The organism is Granulicella rosea (assembly GCF_900188085.1).
GTDB lineage: Bacteria > Acidobacteriota > Terriglobia > Terriglobales > Acidobacteriaceae > Edaphobacter > Edaphobacter rosea.
This window is the reverse complement of record NZ_FZOU01000003.1, coordinates 451,744-467,599: the sequence shown is the minus strand read 5'-3', so window position 1 is coordinate 467,599 and position 15,856 is coordinate 451,744. Positions and strand designations below refer to the sequence as shown.

Below are 15,856 nucleotides of genomic sequence, written 5' to 3'. Positions count from 1 at the left end.
CAGCTTCACTTCTATCTTTCCGATTTCAAGTCCAGGCCGCGGGCCCCGGCTGGATTCAGCGGCAACCGAAGGGTGAACGTGGCGCCGCGATCCGCCGCGTCCGCTACCACGCTCGACCGCACCTCCATCGCGCCGCCGTGCATTTGTAGTATGCGATACGTCATGGCCAATCCGATACCGCTTCCTTTCGCCTTCGTCGTAAAGTACAGCTCGAAGATACGCGGCAGCAGATCGGGCGGAATTCCCTCGCCCTGATCGACGACCTCCAGCACGCAGAAGTGATGCTCCCGGCGCAGATTCAGACGCAGTTGGCCGCCCTCCGGCATGGCCTGCATCGCGTTCAGCACCAAATTCAGCACCGCCTGCCGTATCATCTCCGCATCGACCAGCACCATCAGGGGTTCGTCTGGCTCCTCCACCTCAACATGCACATGATTCTCTTCGAGTTCGTGCGAGGTAAGCGAGACGACCGCGCCCACGATCTCGCGCAGATCGGTCTCGCGCAGATGCAGCTCCATCGGGCGCGAAAAATCGGCGAGCGTCTGCACGACGCGGTCCAGCCGCTGCATCTCCCCCGCCAGCACCTCCGCATGCCGCTGCGCGCCGGCGATGTCGGTTCCGGCGGCGAGCTTCGACTTCAGCAGCTCCAGGTGGACGACCATCGCATTGATCGGATTCTTGACCTCGTGCCCAACGCCCGCGGTCAGCCGCCCGATCGCCGCAAGGCGCCGAGAGACCTCCAACTCGCGTTCGATCTCGAGCGCGGTCTCGGTATCGCGCAGCGTCAGCAGCGTGCCCAGGCTGCCGGGGTCGCCGCGACCGTCGTCGATGGGGTCGAGCGAAAGCTCCACCTCCCGGCCGTCTTCGAGCACCACGGTCCGGGCCGGGACGCGGCGACCGCTCTCGAACGCCGCCAGCACTGCCCTGCCCAGCCCGGTTTCGGGCCGGAAGATCTCGTCCAGCCGCAGCCCGACCATCGGCCCCTCTGGCCGGCTGTCGACCAGGAAGTGCGCGACCGCATCCGAGACCATGACGGCCCGGCCAGCCGCCGTGATCAGCAGCACGCCGTCGCGCAGCGTGTCGAGCACCCGGTTCATGTTCGCCTGCAGCGCCGTGTAGCCCTCTTCGGTCGATCGCAACTGACGACCCAGGCGGTCGATCGTATCCTTGACCCGCACCACCGCGTCGCTGCGCCTGCCGGTCGGCAGCCCCAGCACGCGGGAACGCGGCTCCGGCAGCGCCAGCGGCTCGGCCTCGCCTGCGACGGTCAGCTCCTCCAGCCTCCGGCTGATCTGCTCGATGGGCCGCAGCGCGACGTTCGCCAGCAAACCCGCGGCCAGCACCGAAACCAGCCCGGCGACCAACGCGAAGAATCCCGCCGCGCGCAGCCACGGCTCGATATTCGCAAGCAGAAACGTGGACCGGACGCCGACGTGGACGACCAGAAATGGCTCGCCGTTGCGGTCCAGCGGAACAGTCACGTCCAGTACATGCGGCGCGCCGAAGATCTCCCTCGCCTGGTACCCAAAGCCGGCGCGGCGCACCATTTCAAATTCTGTCCGCGCCATCGCCACCTGGTTCCACATCTGCGGATCGGTGCTGACGAGCGTGTATCCATGCGAGTCCGTGACGCCGACATCCTGCACCGCCGGACTGTAGCGGACGATGGCGGTCATGACATCGTTGAGCGAGGAGCTGGCGCGCAGCGCGTCGGCCACCGCTGCGTGGAAGGCCTCGTCCGTATGGTCGGCGGGCGGATGCGCGCGCAGACCGGACTCGACCGCCTGCCGGGTCATCAGAAGCACCTCGCGCGCCAGCACATCGTTGCTGGAGCCGGTCTGGTCGATGCGCTGGCGTAGCATCTCGCCCAGAAACAGGACAGAAAGCACGAGCACGATGGCGAAGGTGACACCCGACGCCGCCATCACCAGCTTGGTCTTCAACCGCATCGCGCGCCCTTGTCTGTCAGTCCCGCAGGAGAATCTACTTCCTTATTTGTCATTCCCGAAGGAAATCCGCTTCCTTGTTTGTCATTCCCGCAGGGAATCTGCTTCTGTTTTTTACTTCCCGTACTCGCCGCCGCCCGATGCGGCATGCGAGTACTCCTTCAACTTGTTCTGTAAGGTCTTCGAGCTGATGCCGAGAATCTCCGCAGCCCGCGTCTTGTTGTTATGGGTCGAGAGCAAGGTCTTTAGAATCAACTGCTTCTCCGCTTCGTCCACGGTCGTGCCGACCTCCACATGCACCGCCGTGGCGCTCTCATAGGCAGCCGTGTTTTCGATGGCGTGAGCGGGTGCGGGTTGGCGCGCCGGATGGGCCGACGGCGCAAAGCCCGGCTCGCCGAAGTGCGGCGGCAGGTGCTCGACGCCGATCGCTCCCTTGCCGGCCAGAATCGTCGCGCGCTCGATGGTGTTGCGCAGCTCGCGCACGTTGCCCGGCCAGTTGTATCCGGTCAACCGGGCAAGAAATGCGTCCGACATGCCCGATACCGAACAATGGTGGCGCGCGTTCATGTCGTCGATCATCTTCGACGCAATCGCTTCGACGTCATCCGTGTGATCGCGCAGCGGCGGCATCTGGATATTGAAGACGTTCAGGCGATAGTAGAGGTCGCCACGCAGTTCGCCCAGGGCGACGGCGCGCTCCGGGTCTTTATTTGTCGCCGCGACGACGCGCACGTCGACCGGCGTCTCGATCTTGCTGCCCAGTCGGCGCAGCGTTCGATCTTCGAGCACGCGCAGCAGCTTGGCCTGCGTGGCGGCGGGCATCTCGCCGATCTCGTCCAGCAGCAACGTGCCTTCCTCCGCCAGCTCGAAACAGCCCGCGCGCCGCTCCAGCGCGCCGGTGAAGGCGCCTTTTTCGTGGCCGAAGATCTCGCTTTCAATCAGTGTCTCGGGAATCGCCGCGCAGTTGACCGCGACGAACGGCTTGTTTCGCCGCGAGCTGAGGTCGTGCAGCGCGCGCGCGACCAGCTCCTTACCCGTGCCGCTCTCGCCCGTCACCAGTACGCTGACGTTCGACGGCGCGACTCGCTCGATCATCGAAAAGATGGACCGCATCTGCGGCGACGAGCCGACCAGCGAGCCGAGCACGCCCGTGTCGCGCAGTTGCCGCCGCGTGGCTTCGAGCTCTACATCGGCCTCGCGCTGGCGGCTGGCGTTTTGCAGAATCGTCCTGAGGCGGATGGGGTCGACCGGCTTGGGAACGTAGTCGTACGCGCCGATGCGCATGGCCTCCACCGCCGACTCGATCGAACCCTGCGCCGTCAGCATGATGACCTGCACCCGCTGCGGAAGGTCGCCGATGCGGTTCAGCATCTCCATGCCGTCCATGCGCGGCATCTTCAGGTCGGTGACGACGATGGCCGGCGACCACTGCTGCACTTTTTCCAGCCCCTCGACCCCATTCGCGGCGCAGTCCGTTCGATAGCCCCACGAAGCGATCAGCTCGGTGAGCCCATTGCGGGCGTGCATCTCGTCTTCGACGATCAAAACCTTTTCCTGCACCTCGGCAATACCTCCACGGCAGACAAGTGACACAGAACGACCGGTAATTCCGTAGGATGCAGAATCTTCCCGCAGCGTCCGCATATATTCTGTTGGAATGTTAGCCCCCGAGATCACCGTCCAGGAATTCACCCAGCTTCGTACTCAGCCCGCGCCTCCACTTCTGTTGGACGTGCGCGAACCCTGGGAGTTTGAGACCGCTCACCTGCCCGACTCCAGCCTGATCCCCATGGGTGAGATCACCAGCCGCGCCCACGCCGAACTCGATCCCGACCAGCCGATCGTCGTCCTCTGTCACCACGGGGCACGTTCGCTTTCGGTCACGATGTGGCTTCGGAATCAAGGGTTTGACCACGTGCAGTCGCTCGCCGGCGGGATCGACGAGTGGTCGCGGAACATCGACCCGACCGTGCCTCGCTACTAGCCAAGGCTCAACACCAATTAAACGGATCAAGAGTAAAGATTGGTGTTGATCGGTTCAATCGGTGCGGATCGGTGTTAGGTAGTTTGTTTAAAGTTGAAGCCCACGCGTCAGGCTTGAAGCCTGCGCAACCTCATGCGTCGCGCACCAGCGGCGCAGGCCATTGGCGATGTTTTCCACCGCCCGCGGATCGGCGTAGCTCGCCGTGCCCACCTGCACGGCAGTTGCGCCGGCGAGCATGAACTCCACCGCATCCTCCGCGCGCAGAATGCCGCCCATGCCGAGGATCGGAATCTTCACCGCGTTCGCCACCTCGTAGACCATGCGGACGGCGATCGGCTTGATGGCCGGCCCGGACAGCCCGGCGGTCACGTTCGCGATGCGCGGGCGGCGGGTCTCGACGTCGATCGCCATGGACAGAAAGGTGTTGACCAGCGAGAGGCCGCTCGCCCCGGCGTCCTCGGCCGACTTCGCCATCTTCGCGATACTGGTGACGTTCGGCGAGAGCTTCACGATCAACGGTCGCAGCGAGGCGCGCTCGCACTTCGAGACCAGCTCCGCCAGCAGGTGCTGGTCCGTGCCGAAGACCATGCCGCCGTGGCTGGTATTTGGACAGCTCGCGTTCAGCTCGTACATGGCGATGCCGGGCGCATCGTTCAGTACACGAATCACCTCCAGGCAGTCGTCGATGGTGAAGCCGAAGACGTTCGCGATCACGACCGCTCCGGGAATCTGGCGCAGACGCGGCATCTTCTCCGCCACAAACGCCTTCACGCCCATATTCTGCAGGCCGATGGCGTTCAACATGCCGGATGACGTCTCGACGATGCGCGGCGTCGGATTGCCGGCCATCGGCTCCCGCGAAAGCCCCTTGGTGACAAACGCGCCGATCTTGGCGATGGTTACAATCTCTTCAAATTCAACACCATAGCCGAAGGTGCCACTGGCCGCGATGACCGGCGAGGCCAGCTCCACACCCGCCACGGTCACCCGCATATCCGGCCCGGTGCGCAGCTTTAAGGGCGTGGGGGTAGTCGCGGCAGCTTCGGTTTTAGGCGTTGTGGAGGACATAGAAAGATTGTACGAGCCTTTGTTTGTCATTCCCGCAGGGAATCTGCTTTGGCCTTTCTTGTTTGTCGGCCTCGCGGAGGATCTGCTTTTGTACTTTTCTTGGCGGCAAGCGGATTAGAATAACCAGATGCTTGATCTGTCGTTCGTACGGGCGAACTTGCCCCTGGTAGAAGAGAAATTGCGCTCCCGCGGGATGGACCCGGTGGCCGTTCTGGGCAGCTTTGCCGAGATCGATACGGCTCGCCGCGAGGCCATCACCCAGGCCGAGACCACGAAGGCGCAGCGCAACCGCCTCTCCGAAGAGATTCAGAAGCTCCGCAAGGCAGGCGCGGACGCGACCGCGCAGACCGAAGAGACCCGACGCCTCAAGTCGGAAGGCGAAGTGCTCGAAGCCGCAGCCGCCAAGGCCGACGACCGCCTGCGCGAGATGATGCAGACCCTGCCGAATCTTCCGCAGGCCAGCGTCCCCACCGGCAAATCCGAGCACGACAACGTCGTCGAGAAGACCTGGGGCGAAAAGCCCGTGCTCGACTTCCCCGCCCGCCCGCACTGGGAGATCGGCGAAGCGCTCGGCATCCTCGACTTCGAGCGCGCGGCCAAGATCTCCGGCTCGCGCTTCGTCGTGCAGTTCGGCCAGGGAGCGCTGCTCGAACGCGCGCTCGCCAACTTCATGCTCGACCTGCACACTCGCCAGCATGGCTACACCGAGGTGTTGCCGCCGACGATGGTGAACTCCAAATCACTCTTCGGCACCGGCCAGCTGCCCAAGTTCGAGGAAGACCTCTTCCATTGCGACGACAAGGGCGCCTATGAGGCGGGCAAGTACCAGGATGGCGATCACTGGCTGATCCCCACCGCCGAGGTGCCGGTCACCAACCTCTTCCGCGACGAGACGCTCGACGAGGCGCAGCTTACGGTCAGCCTCTGCGCCTACACCTCCTGCTACCGGTCCGAGGCCGGCAGCTACGGCAAGGACGTGCGCGGCATGATCCGCCAGCATCAGTTTCAGAAGGTCGAGCTGGTGAAGTTCACGACGCCGGACAGGTCCGCGGAAGAGCACGAGAAGCTGACCCGCCATGCCGAGGCGGTGCTCGAAGCGCTGGGCCTGCCCTATCGCCGGATGCTGCTCTGCACGGGCGACATGGGCTTTGCGTCGTCCAAGACCTACGACCTCGAGGTGTGGCTGCCGGGACAAGGGCTCTACCGCGAAATTTCAAGCTGCTCGAACTTCGAGAGCTTCCAGGCGCGGCGCGCGAACATCCGCTACAAGCCCGCCGGGGCGAAGAAGTCCGAGTTCCTGCACACGCTCAACGGCTCCGGCCTGGCGGTTGGCCGGACTTATCTTGCGGTGCTTGAAAACTACCAGCAGGCCGACGGCACGGTCCGCATCCCCGACGTCCTGCGGCCGTATATGAACGGCGCGGAGTTCATCGGCAAACAGGTTGGCGCATGGCAGGGGAAGGCCGCGCAGCAAGGGAAGATATAAATGGGCAAGCTCCTCAAAAGCTATTTCTTCTGGACCTACGAGCGCGGCAGCCTGCACTACGACATCATGGTCACGTTGATTCTGATCTTCATGTTCGGCGCGCCGTTCGTCGTGAACTTCAAGGACAAGCCGGTCGAGACGGCCGCGCTGCACGCGAGCGAAGTGCTGGTCCGCGAGGCCGGCAACAAGGGCGACCGCAGCCGCTTCATCTACCAGGTGCGCGCGGAGGATATGACCGGCGCCAGGTCCGACGCCGAGATCAGCGCCGCCATCGTGCGGCTGGTCGAACCCATCTCCGGCGAGGTGACGCTCGAACGGTATGAGCCGCTGTACAACGCCTCCGGCCAGGTGATTGCCTACAATGCCTGGGTATTGCGCTAGGCTTCCGGATAACAAACCGACGCCCGCCGCATCTAACGGTGGAAGCTGGTGTTCGGACTATTTGAGGATTACGACCCGATGAAGATCTTGAAGCACCTCGGCCCTGTCGCCGCGTTTGCCCTCTTCCCCGCAGCAACCGCTCTTGCAACTCCGCCAACAGGGCTCGACGCCGTCATCGCCCAGATGGATGCGGCCTCGAAGACCTTCAAGTCCGCCCAGGCCGACTTCACCAAAGACATCTTCGAGAAGATCGTCAGCGATCACACGATCCAGAAGGGTAGCCTGTACGTCGAGCGCAAGGGCGCGGACACCTACATGGGGCTCAACATCACGGGCGCCGGAGCCACGACGGTCGAGTACACCCCCGGCACGGTGCGTCAGTACCAGCCCGGCCTGAAGTGCTTCAACACATACTCCAGCCTGAATAAATCGAGCGTTGAGAGCTTCCTGACGCTCGGCTTCGGCGGCAGCGGCACGGAGCTGAAGAAGAACTGGACGATCACCGACCAGGGAAGCGAGACGCTGAGCGACGGCAAATCGCAGGTCAAGGTGGAGAAGCTGGATCTGGTCGGCAAGGACCAGAGCGTACGCAACAACTTCACCCACGTCACCCTGTGGATCGATCCCGTGCGCGGCATCTCGTTGAAGCAGGTCTTCTATACGCCCAGCGGCGACACCCAGACCGCGACCTACACCAACATCCGCATGGGCGGGACCATCGACAAGAAACCGTACGCGATCGGCGGCGGAGCCTGCCACAAGTAACTCGCGCTTGGCTTGGAGCGGATTACCTTTTGCTGGCGAGCAGCCCAAATGCCTGTCATCCTGAGCGTAGCCGAAGGACCTGCTTTTGTTCTTGCTGTTGCTAGTCTTCCGCCTCTGACCGGAACATGAACAGGCAACGACAGAAGCCTGAAGCAGGTCCTTCACTTCGTTCAGGATGACAAGCATTGCGGGCTGCTGCTTGAGCCTAAAGGTAATCCGCTTTACAGCTCACCGCATGAAGCTCTAAGCCGGCAGCGCCTTCATTCTTCATCCTCGTCCTCAGGATCATCCTCGTCCGGATCGTCCTGCTCCGGGAAGGCGTCCTCGATATCCATCTCGGCGACCTGCACGCCGCCGCCCTCGGTTTCGACCAGCACCTGGATCCGGCCCTCGGCGCGCTCCAGCTCCAGCTTGCAGGCGTTCGAGAGCGTCACGCCCTCCTCGAACAGCCGCACCGACTCCTCCAGCGACAGCTCGCCCCGCTCCAGCCGCTCCACCACCGTCTCGAGCGCCGTCAACCTGTCCTCAAAGCTCGCCATAGCACTCTCCCCTTACAGAACTCCAATAACCTCGGCAGCGGCCTTGTACTTACCGAAGGGCGCGCTGACCTGCACGCCCTGGACATGACCACGCGACTGCTCCAGCATCTCCCGTGCGATGGCGATGCCGACCTCGCGCGACTCCTCGGGTGTCTCTGCGGCGGCCATTCGCGCCATGATCTCCGTCGGCATCGACACCTTCAGGTCGTTCTTCATAAACTCCGCGTTCTTCAGGCTCGTCAGCGGCCAGATGCCCGCGATGATCGGGATGCGGAACTGCTCGATCCGCCGCAGGAACTGCTCCAGCAGGCGCAGGTCGAAGACCGGCTGGGTGATGCCGAACTCCGCGCCCGCTTCGACCTTCGCGGCGAAGCGGCGGACCTCGTTGTCGATGTCGGGCACGCCGGGATTCGCCGCAACCGAAACGGTGAAGCCCGTCGAAGCGCCGATCGGATTGCCGCCGATATCGAGCCCGTGATTCAGGCCTTCGACGATCTTCACCAGACCGATCGCGTCCACGTCAAAGACGGCGGTCGCATCCGGATAGCTGCCCATCTTCGGCGGGTCGCCCGTCAGGCAGAGAATATTCTTCAGCCCGATCGACGACGCCCCGATGAGGTCGCCCTGCATGCCGAGGATGTTGCGGTCGCGGCAGGTGTAGTGCAGGATCGTCTCGATGCCGACCTTCTGCTGAATCTGCACGCACAGACTCTGCGCGCTCATGCGGGCGCTGGCGCGGGGCGAATCCGGCACATTGATGGCGTGGACGCCGAGCTTGTGCAGCACGTCCGCGCCCTCAAGCTCGCGGGTGCAGTCGATGCCCTTCGGCGGCACGATCTCGACCATCGTCACGAACTTCTTGCCTGCGATCAGCGAGCCGATCAGCGAGCGGTCTTTCAAGGGCGGCGGCTCGATGCCCGGCCTGGCGTTTGGAGCAGGCCCGGCCTTGACGCTTTCGACCCCAACCTCCTGCGCCTCCAGCGCACGCAGCGCGCCGCGCATGGCCTTGATATGCTGCGGCGTCGTGCCGCAGCAGCCGCCAACGATGGTCGCGCCAGCCTTCACAAACTTCTTCGCGAAGCTCGCCATGTACTCGGGCGAGTCCAGATAGATGCTGCGTCCGTCCACCTGGCGCGGCGTGCCGGCGTTCGGCATCGCGGCCAGCGGCAGCGTCGTGGCGGAGCGCATGCGCTCGATCGCCGCCAGCACGACCACCGGGCCGGAGCTGCAGTTGCAGCCCACGGCGTCCGCGCCCCAGGCGGTCAGGCGCTCCGCGGCAACCTCGGCGGTCGACCCGTCGAGACAGTTGCTCCGCTCATCGACCGTCATCATAACGATCAGAGGCAACTCCGGCGCCTCGGACTTGGCCGCGCGGATCGCCTGCTCGGCCTCGGCCAGCGACATCATCGTCTCGACGATCAACAGGTCGGCGCCCACGCCCGGCCCGCCCTCGGCCAGACCGCGAATCTGAGCGGCAAAAGCCGCGTAGGCGTCATCCGCCGAAAGCTCGCCATCCGCACCGACCCGCACGCCCAGCGAGCCGATCGCCCCGGCGACATACGCCTCCGAGGCCATCTTCTCGCGGTGCGCCTCGACGCACGCGCGCGCAATCCCGGCGCCCGCGCGGTTGATCTCGTGGACCTTCTCTTCGAGCCCGTAGCGCTTCAGCCGGACGGCATTCGCGCCGAAGGTGTTCGTCTCGATCACCGCCGCACCGGCCTGCAGATACTCGTTATGGACGCCGCGAACGACCTCGGGCTGCGAGAGATTCAGTTCGTCGTAGCAGCGATTGATAAAGATGCCGCAGCCATAGAGCATCGAGCCCATGGCGCCGTCGCACAGGATCGTCCTGCCGCGCAGCGCGGCGGCGGCGGCGAACAGCCTTCCAAAAGAGCTCTGGAATCGCCCCTGACCCTCATTTTGCCCGTCTTTTTCCACAGTCTCGACCGCTGTCGCCATCATCTCCCTACCCATCGAACCGGCGCCCTGGCGCATCGGCTCCAACCTATCCATCCTAAGCCACCGGCGTCGTTGGTCAAAACCCTCTGCTTCCGAAGTGGGTGGGCGAAGCGTCCAATGTTTAGCCCTTGAGTCCTTTGGTATACTCGGCCTAGTCCCCGCTGGCAGAAATTACGCCGCAGCGCGCACGTTTGGAGTCGTTCACGTTGAAATTGTTCAAGTCCTGCAGCCTCACCGCACTCTCAGCGCGCGGCCTTCTCCTGGCTCTCGTAGCGCTTTCGCTTACCTCGTGTGGCGGCAATAAGTATTACAGCTTCCCGGAGTACAACTTCGCCGGCCGGCCCGTGCCGCCGAGCAAGCTGCAAGAGCGCGTCATGGTCTCCATCACAGTGAACGGAGCGCAGGGCGCCCTGGCGATTCTGGACGGGTACCGCGACATCCGCAGCAACGTCGAGAACACAATCCCGTCGTTCTCCATCTCGGGCTATAGCGGCGCGTATCCCAGCCTGATCATCAACTACCCAGAGCAGACCCGCGGCTATGTGTACTCGTCGACCGACGGTTCGCTTGCCTCGATCAACTACGGCACGGAGGCCAGCCTGGGCAGCGCCGGCAGCTTCGGTGGCGTCTCCACATCGATCGCCGTGGCGCAGGACGATAGCCGCCTCTTCGGCGCGGTCGAGACCGCCGGCGCACTGGTCGTCATCGACAACAGCCTCGGCCGGACCTTCGTGTTGAACCTGCCGAACGTCTACAAGGTCGTCGAGAACACCGGCAACACCATCGCCCTGGCCATGGTGCGCAACTCGAACGCCCTCTATCGCGTCGTGAAGTTGAACACCAACCAGGTCTATAACACCACCCCCGGCGCGACCAATCCGCTCTTCCCGCCGGGTGCGGTCGACTGCCAGCCCTACATTCTGCCGGTCTACTGCGTCGTGCCCGTACCCACGAACAATACGCTGAACCGGCCTTCCAACGCCTACTTCTCGCTCGACGGCTCGACCGCCTACGTCATCAACTGCGGCACCGAGTGCGGCGGCACTGCGCCCGCGACGCTGCCGGGGTCGAGCGCCAGCATCACGCCGTTTTCAACCGGCTCGCTCACGGTCGACGTGATCCCGACCGTCGCCTCGCCCTCGCAGAAGGTCGACTCGCCCTCGATCGCCATTCCCGGCGGCGTAACCACAATGATCTCCGACGGTACGAACCTCTACATGGCAGGCCAGCAGCAGCAGACCGACGGCCGTTTCGCCGGCATGCTGACCGTCATGCCGCTGTCGACGCAGGTTCCGGGTACTCCGGTCGCCATCTCCGACGGCTCGCACAGCAAGATGCTCTTCGCCGACGACAACACACTCTGGGTTGGCTCGCAGGCCTGCTCGACCGGCGAGCGCGCCTACCAGGCGTCGCTGGGCGTCACCTCGCAGGCCGCGAACTACAACTGCCTGACCATGGTGAAGCTGGCGACCTCGACGACCAGCATGACGACGCAGATCATTCCAAACGCAGTGACCGGAACCAGCGCTGTTGTTCCCTATCCGAACCTCGACAACAACCAGTTCTACTACGGCTCGCTGACCGGCCTGTGCTGGGTGCAGAACTTCCACAAGGTCTACACCGCATACGGCGGCCAGGTACACGCCTTCAACACCACCGACGGCTCCGAGATCAACAACGCCAACATCTCGGTGCAGGGTACGGCGCTCGACGTGGCGTACATGGATGCCGTGACGAACACCGCGGACTAATCACGTAGAACCAGGGATTGGGGAATAGAAGCTGCTTCCGCAGCGCCATTCCCTGGTCCCTGTTTTCTTGCTCCCTCTCTCTATGGTCGACATTCTTGCCATCGCCGCGCATCGGGACGACGTCGAACAGACCTGCGGCGGCACGCTGCTGGCCATGCATGCACGCGGCTGGCGCACCGGCATCCTGGACCTGACGCAGGGCGAATCCGGCACACGCGGAACCGCCGCCGAGCGGCTGGCCGAGGCAACTGAGGCCGCCCGCATCCTGAACGTCACCCACCGCGAGGCGCTCGACCTGCCCGACGGGAACGTCCAGAACACGCTTGAGAACCGGCTGAAGATCGCCGCGGTCCTGCGCCGGCTGCGTCCCCGCGTGGTCATTCTGCCCTACTGGCAGGGCCGCCATCCGGATCACTACACCTCGGCCACGCTTGGCTACGAGGCCTGCTTCGTTGCAGGTCTCAGCAAGGTCGTCACCCCCGGCGACCCCGACGCCAAGCCTCACCGGCCCTACAAGATCCTTTACGCATCGCTCTATGCGGATGTCCGGCCCACGCTGGTCGTCGACATCACGCCGTATATGGAGACGCGTCTGGCCTCCCTGCTGGCATACCGGTCGCAGTACGGGAACCAGCCGCAGGGCGGCGGCCTCTTCGTGCCCGAAGAGGAGATTCGCGAACGCACCTTCGCCAGCGCGCGCCATTACGGCCTGCTCGCCGGCGTGCGCTATGCGGAGCCCTTCGTTCAGAAAGAGGTCGCGCTCGTCGACGACCTCATGGCCCTGCCCGTTCAGTCCATCTAGATCGACTAACCGTCCACTTTGTTGATGCCATCAAGTCTTGTCATCTAGATGGCCGGACGAGCAACCCCGCGCGCCGCTTCAGGAATCACAAGTCCCGTTCGCCAAGATAAGACCGGATTCAATTTGTAACTCAGTTTGATCTCTTTCAACGTATCGCACGATGCGTATGGCACTGCTTTGTCTTTTCTTTGGTGGAGTCGACCTATGTGTCAGCGGAAATAACTTTTGCACTTATTCCAATCCAAATGTTATTCGCTGGCGTGTTCAAGATACGAAGGCTGCAACAAACGTAACAACTGGAGAGGTAACGACGTGGACACACTCGAAAAGCTGTATAACAAAGGCGTCTCTCGACGCAACTTTATGGCTGGCGCCGGCGCACTCGGCGCTGCATCCGTCCTTGCCGGATGCAGCGACAGCGGCTCAGTCGCGGCTCCTGTCACCTCATCGACTTACACCGACCTGGATGTGCTGAACTTCGCACTGAACCTCGAGTATCTCGAAGCGCAGTTCTATCTCTATGCGGCGACAGGTAAGGGTCTTGCCACGGCGGACACGGTTGCTCCCTCCGGCTACACCGGCAAGTACACCGTCGGCACGGTCACGGTGGGCAACGCAGGCCTCGTCGCGGGAACCACCGCACAGCAGCAGCAGATCATCAGCGAAATCGCCTACGAAGAGCAAGAGCACGTTCGTTTCCTCCGCGCCGCGCTTGGGTCCGCCGCTGTTCCCATGCCTTCGATCGACCTCTCCTTCTTTGCTCCGCTTGCTACCGCGGCCGGCATTACGGGTGGTTCGACCTTCAGCCCCTTCGCCAGCTTCGACGCCTTCCTCATCGGCGCGTTCATCTTTGAGGATGTAGGCGTCACTGCCTATGCCGGCGCCGCTCCTCTTATCTCCGCCGCGGGCGTGACCGCAGGCTATCTCAACGCAGCTGCGGGTATCCTCGCCGTCGAGGCCTATCACGCAGGCTATGTACGTACGGCGCTTACCGGCCGCGCCATCGCAGCTGGCGCAACCACGCCGACCTCCACGGCTTATCCCTACGTTGGCATCGCGAACCAGGTTGCGGCTCTGCGTGCAACGCTCACGGTGGGCAACTCCGGCGCGGGCAGCACAGGCACCGGGAACACCGGCGCCGCAGGCTCTTCCACCTCGGTCGAGACGCTGCTCACCGTGCCCACCTCGGTGACCACGCCCAGCGCGATCGTCGCGGCGGACTCCACGTCCGCGATCGGCTTCGCACGCAATGTCAACCAAGTTCACCACATCGTGTATGGCTCCGCGACTGTTGGCGTGGCTAAGGGCGGCTTCTTCCCCAACGGCACCAACAGCATCTTCGCGACCACAACAGCCTAAGCGGCAGAAGGACGGATCACTTCCATGGCAAACCTCGAAACTCAGATACTGGACGATGTTATCGTCAAGAGCCGCCGCAAGCTGCTGACGCTTGGCGCAACCGCTCTCGGCGGCCTGGTGCTTGGCACATCCAAGGCACAGGCTGCAACCACATACACCGACGCGGACATTCTCAACTTCGCGCTCAACCTCGAATTCCTCGAGGCAAACTTCTACTACCTCGCGGCCTTCGGATGCACCATCAACACCCCGAATGCGGCGGCGATTGCAGCGGGCGCGCCTTCCGCGGGCATTCCCATCACCGGCTCGTCCGTCGGCACGGCGGGTACCGTCTCCGGCGGCTCGAAGGTCCCCTTCACAACTGTCTCGGCGGCATCTTATGCGATCGAGACCGCCATTGAAGAGGGCAAGCACGTCCTCTTCCTGCAGAAGGCTCTGGGCAGCGCAGCGGTTCCCCAGCCGGCCATCAACCTGGGCACCTCGTGGCAGACGCTTGCTACCGCGGCGAACATTCCCGGCGGCGCCTCCTACTCTCCTTACACGAGCGACGTAAACTTTCTCGTCGGCGCATACGTCTTCGAGGACGTAGGCGTCACGGCTTACCATGGCGCGGCATCGCTGCTTACCTCGGCCGGCAACCTGAGCGCCGCCGCGGGTATCCTCAGCGTTGAGGCCTATCACGCCGGCCTCGTTCGCACCACCATCAACACGCTCGATCCGACCAACACCGGCGCGGGCTCTTACACCACGCTCATCTCCAACCTGCGTGCGACGCTTTCAAACGCCGCGCTGCTTGGCGCATCGGGCGGCACCTACGACACCAACCCCGATGACTTCGGTCTCGCAACCTTCACCACGGGCGCACTCGGCGCGGGCGGCTCCACCGCAACCGCAACTCGCCTGACCGATGCCGACCAGACCAACGTCATTGCGTTCTCGCGCAACACCACGCAGGTGCTGAACATCGTCACCGGCGGCGGCGCTGTCGCGAACGGCGCAGTCAAGAGTCCCGCCACCGGAGTCTTCTACCCCGCCGGTATGAACGGCCTCTTCAAATAAAGCAGGACTTACAAAAAAATACAGAGACTCCAGTCCCTTCCGGCTGGAGTCTTTGCATTTTGTAACTCATTTTGAAAAGCAATGAACTGAAGCATCACTTACAGCTCGACCGCCGAAGAACTTATCGCTCTAAGCTATTCTCTTAGCTCCCGCCATAAGTCGCCCTCGAACATACGCTGCAAGCTCTTCACTGCAGTAAAGCGGAGGCCGCATGGTAAATCGCTGCGCATGTGCGATCAGCCGCAGCGAGACGCCTTCCCACTCCGGCGAGCCAACCTCGCCCTCCGGCAGCACCACCGCATCCGCGCGGTCGAGATACGCCTTCGCCGAGGCCTTGAAGTCCGCCGTCGCGGGGTCCAGCACACTGATAAACAGATCCGGCTTCAGGAAGCGCAGCACGCTGTTCGACTCCAGGATGACATTCTCCGCCTTCGTCATCTCCTGCCGGATGCGCGGCATCGCCTCGGCAAGCTGCCCCTGCCGGGTCCGCACCCACAGCGACCGCATCGCGCCCGCAGCGAGGTAGCGCGAGCTGTCCGTGCCGCTCTCGCGTTCGCGCTCTTCGCTGATTGCGATGGTGTGCTCGGCGGTCTCGCAGTCGCAGGCCTCGCCGTTGGCCGAGCAGACGCCGTGCCCGAACTGCGTAATCTTGAACGCGGTCCAGCGCAGCTCCGGCATGGCTGCAATGATGCCCGCCACGACGCTTGTCTTGCCGATATTCCGGGTGTGTCCGCCTACGACCACGATCGCCATATGT

At 63.5% G+C, this 15,856-nt stretch carries 14 protein-coding genes; 8 read left to right on the top strand and 6 right to left on the bottom strand.

All coding sequences use genetic code 11. The features are described from left to right. Nucleotides 1-11 precede the first annotated feature (11 nt). Together CHB87_RS11370 and CHB87_RS11365 are read right to left on the bottom strand one after the other, a co-directional pair. A complete protein-coding gene (locus tag CHB87_RS11370) occupies nucleotides 12-1,949 on the bottom strand; it encodes a sensor histidine kinase (RefSeq protein ID WP_089408533.1) in 1,938 nt (645 codons plus the stop codon). Nucleotides 1,950-2,060: 111 nt separating this feature from the next. Further along, on the bottom strand, nucleotides 2,061-3,506 hold the full coding sequence (locus tag CHB87_RS11365; RefSeq protein ID WP_245817940.1) for a sigma-54-dependent transcriptional regulator: 1,446 nt from the start codon (nucleotides 3,504-3,506) through the stop codon (nucleotides 2,061-2,063). 97 nt (nucleotides 3,507-3,603) lie between these two features. On the opposite strand from CHB87_RS11365, the gene CHB87_RS11360 reads away from it, so the two are divergent. Beyond that, complete coding sequence (locus tag CHB87_RS11360) at nucleotides 3,604-3,930, top strand: rhodanese-like domain-containing protein (RefSeq protein WP_089408531.1); 327 nt, start codon at nucleotides 3,604-3,606, stop codon at nucleotides 3,928-3,930. Between the two features lie 87 nt (nucleotides 3,931-4,017). Here CHB87_RS11360 and CHB87_RS11355 read toward each other — a convergent pair whose 3' ends face one another. Further along, entirely contained in the window at nucleotides 4,018-4,923 is a 906-nt protein-coding gene (locus CHB87_RS11355; protein ID WP_089408530.1) for a dihydroorotate dehydrogenase, read from the bottom strand. 202 nt (nucleotides 4,924-5,125) lie between these two features. Here CHB87_RS11355 and serS point away from each other — a divergent pair, with 202 nt between their 5' ends. The 3 genes from serS (at nucleotide 5,126) to CHB87_RS11335 (ending at nucleotide 7,630) form a co-directional block, all read left to right on the top strand. After that, a complete protein-coding gene (gene serS / locus CHB87_RS11345; protein ID WP_089408528.1) occupies nucleotides 5,126-6,484 on the top strand; it encodes a serine--tRNA ligase in 1,359 nt (452 codons plus the stop codon). Beyond that, nucleotides 6,485-6,865: a hypothetical protein gene (locus tag CHB87_RS11340; protein WP_089408527.1), complete on the top strand. Its 381-nt coding sequence runs from the start codon at nucleotides 6,485-6,487 to the stop codon at nucleotides 6,863-6,865. A 78-nt stretch (nucleotides 6,866-6,943) separates the two neighbouring features. Beyond that, complete coding sequence (locus CHB87_RS11335; protein WP_089408526.1) at nucleotides 6,944-7,630, top strand: LolA family protein; 687 nt, start codon at nucleotides 6,944-6,946, stop codon at nucleotides 7,628-7,630. Between the two features lie 260 nt (nucleotides 7,631-7,890). Here CHB87_RS11335 and CHB87_RS11330 read toward each other — a convergent pair whose 3' ends face one another. Next, nucleotides 7,891-8,169 (bottom strand): exodeoxyribonuclease VII small subunit, encoded by a 279-nt coding sequence (locus CHB87_RS11330; protein ID WP_089408525.1) that lies wholly within the window; start codon nucleotides 8,167-8,169, stop codon nucleotides 7,891-7,893. A 12-nt stretch (nucleotides 8,170-8,181) separates the two neighbouring features. Continuing rightward, entirely contained in the window at nucleotides 8,182-9,996 is a 1,815-nt protein-coding gene (locus tag CHB87_RS11325; RefSeq protein WP_245817956.1) for a bifunctional homocysteine S-methyltransferase/methylenetetrahydrofolate reductase, read from the bottom strand. Nucleotides 9,997-10,334: 338 nt separating this feature from the next. Between CHB87_RS11325 and CHB87_RS11320 the strand changes: the two genes are divergently transcribed. From CHB87_RS11320 to CHB87_RS11305, 4 genes are all read left to right on the top strand, one after another. Then, a complete protein-coding gene (locus tag CHB87_RS11320; RefSeq protein WP_245817939.1) occupies nucleotides 10,335-11,879 on the top strand; it encodes a hypothetical protein in 1,545 nt (514 codons plus the stop codon). Nucleotides 11,880-11,961: 82 nt separating this feature from the next. Further along, complete coding sequence (gene bshB1 / locus CHB87_RS11315) at nucleotides 11,962-12,681, top strand: bacillithiol biosynthesis deacetylase BshB1 (RefSeq protein ID WP_089408523.1); 720 nt, start codon at nucleotides 11,962-11,964, stop codon at nucleotides 12,679-12,681. A 312-nt stretch (nucleotides 12,682-12,993) separates the two neighbouring features. After that, nucleotides 12,994-14,040 (top strand): ferritin-like domain-containing protein, encoded by a 1,047-nt coding sequence (locus CHB87_RS11310; RefSeq protein ID WP_217897035.1) that lies wholly within the window; start codon nucleotides 12,994-12,996, stop codon nucleotides 14,038-14,040. A 24-nt stretch (nucleotides 14,041-14,064) separates the two neighbouring features. After that, nucleotides 14,065-15,099 (top strand): ferritin-like domain-containing protein, encoded by a 1,035-nt coding sequence (locus CHB87_RS11305; RefSeq protein ID WP_089408522.1) that lies wholly within the window; start codon nucleotides 14,065-14,067, stop codon nucleotides 15,097-15,099. 129 nt (nucleotides 15,100-15,228) lie between these two features. On the opposite strand, the gene CHB87_RS11300 is transcribed toward CHB87_RS11305, so the two are convergent. Next, complete coding sequence (locus CHB87_RS11300; RefSeq protein ID WP_089408521.1) at nucleotides 15,229-15,852, bottom strand: hypothetical protein; 624 nt, start codon at nucleotides 15,850-15,852, stop codon at nucleotides 15,229-15,231. Nucleotides 15,853-15,856 lie beyond the last annotated feature (4 nt).

Coding starts and splice junctions, on each gene's coding strand:
- CHB87_RS11325 (WP_245817956.1), bottom strand. CDS start 9,996: ATGGGCTCGATGCTCTATGGCTGCGGCATCTTTATCAATCGCTGCTAC.
- CHB87_RS11330 (WP_089408525.1), bottom strand. CDS start 8,169: ATGGCGAGCTTTGAGGACAGGTTGACGGCGCTCGAGACGGTGGTGGAG.
- CHB87_RS11300 (WP_089408521.1), bottom strand. CDS start 15,852: ATGGCGATCGTGGTCGTAGGCGGACACACCCGGAATATCGGCAAGACA.
- CHB87_RS11355 (WP_089408530.1), bottom strand. CDS start 4,923: ATGCGGGTGACCGTGGCGGGTGTGGAGCTGGCCTCGCCGGTCATCGCG.
- serS (WP_089408528.1), top strand. CDS start 5,126: ATGCTTGATCTGTCGTTCGTACGGGCGAACTTGCCCCTGGTAGAAGAG.
- CHB87_RS11305 (WP_089408522.1), top strand. CDS start 14,065: ATGGCAAACCTCGAAACTCAGATACTGGACGATGTTATCGTCAAGAGC.
- CHB87_RS11340 (WP_089408527.1), top strand. CDS start 6,485: ATGGGCAAGCTCCTCAAAAGCTATTTCTTCTGGACCTACGAGCGCGGC.
- CHB87_RS11360 (WP_089408531.1), top strand. CDS start 3,604: ATGTTAGCCCCCGAGATCACCGTCCAGGAATTCACCCAGCTTCGTACT.
- CHB87_RS11370 (WP_089408533.1), bottom strand. CDS start 1,949: ATGCGGTTGAAGACCAAGCTGGTGATGGCGGCGTCGGGTGTCACCTTC.
- bshB1 (WP_089408523.1), top strand. CDS start 11,962: ATGGTCGACATTCTTGCCATCGCCGCGCATCGGGACGACGTCGAACAG.
- CHB87_RS11335 (WP_089408526.1), top strand. CDS start 6,944: ATGAAGATCTTGAAGCACCTCGGCCCTGTCGCCGCGTTTGCCCTCTTC.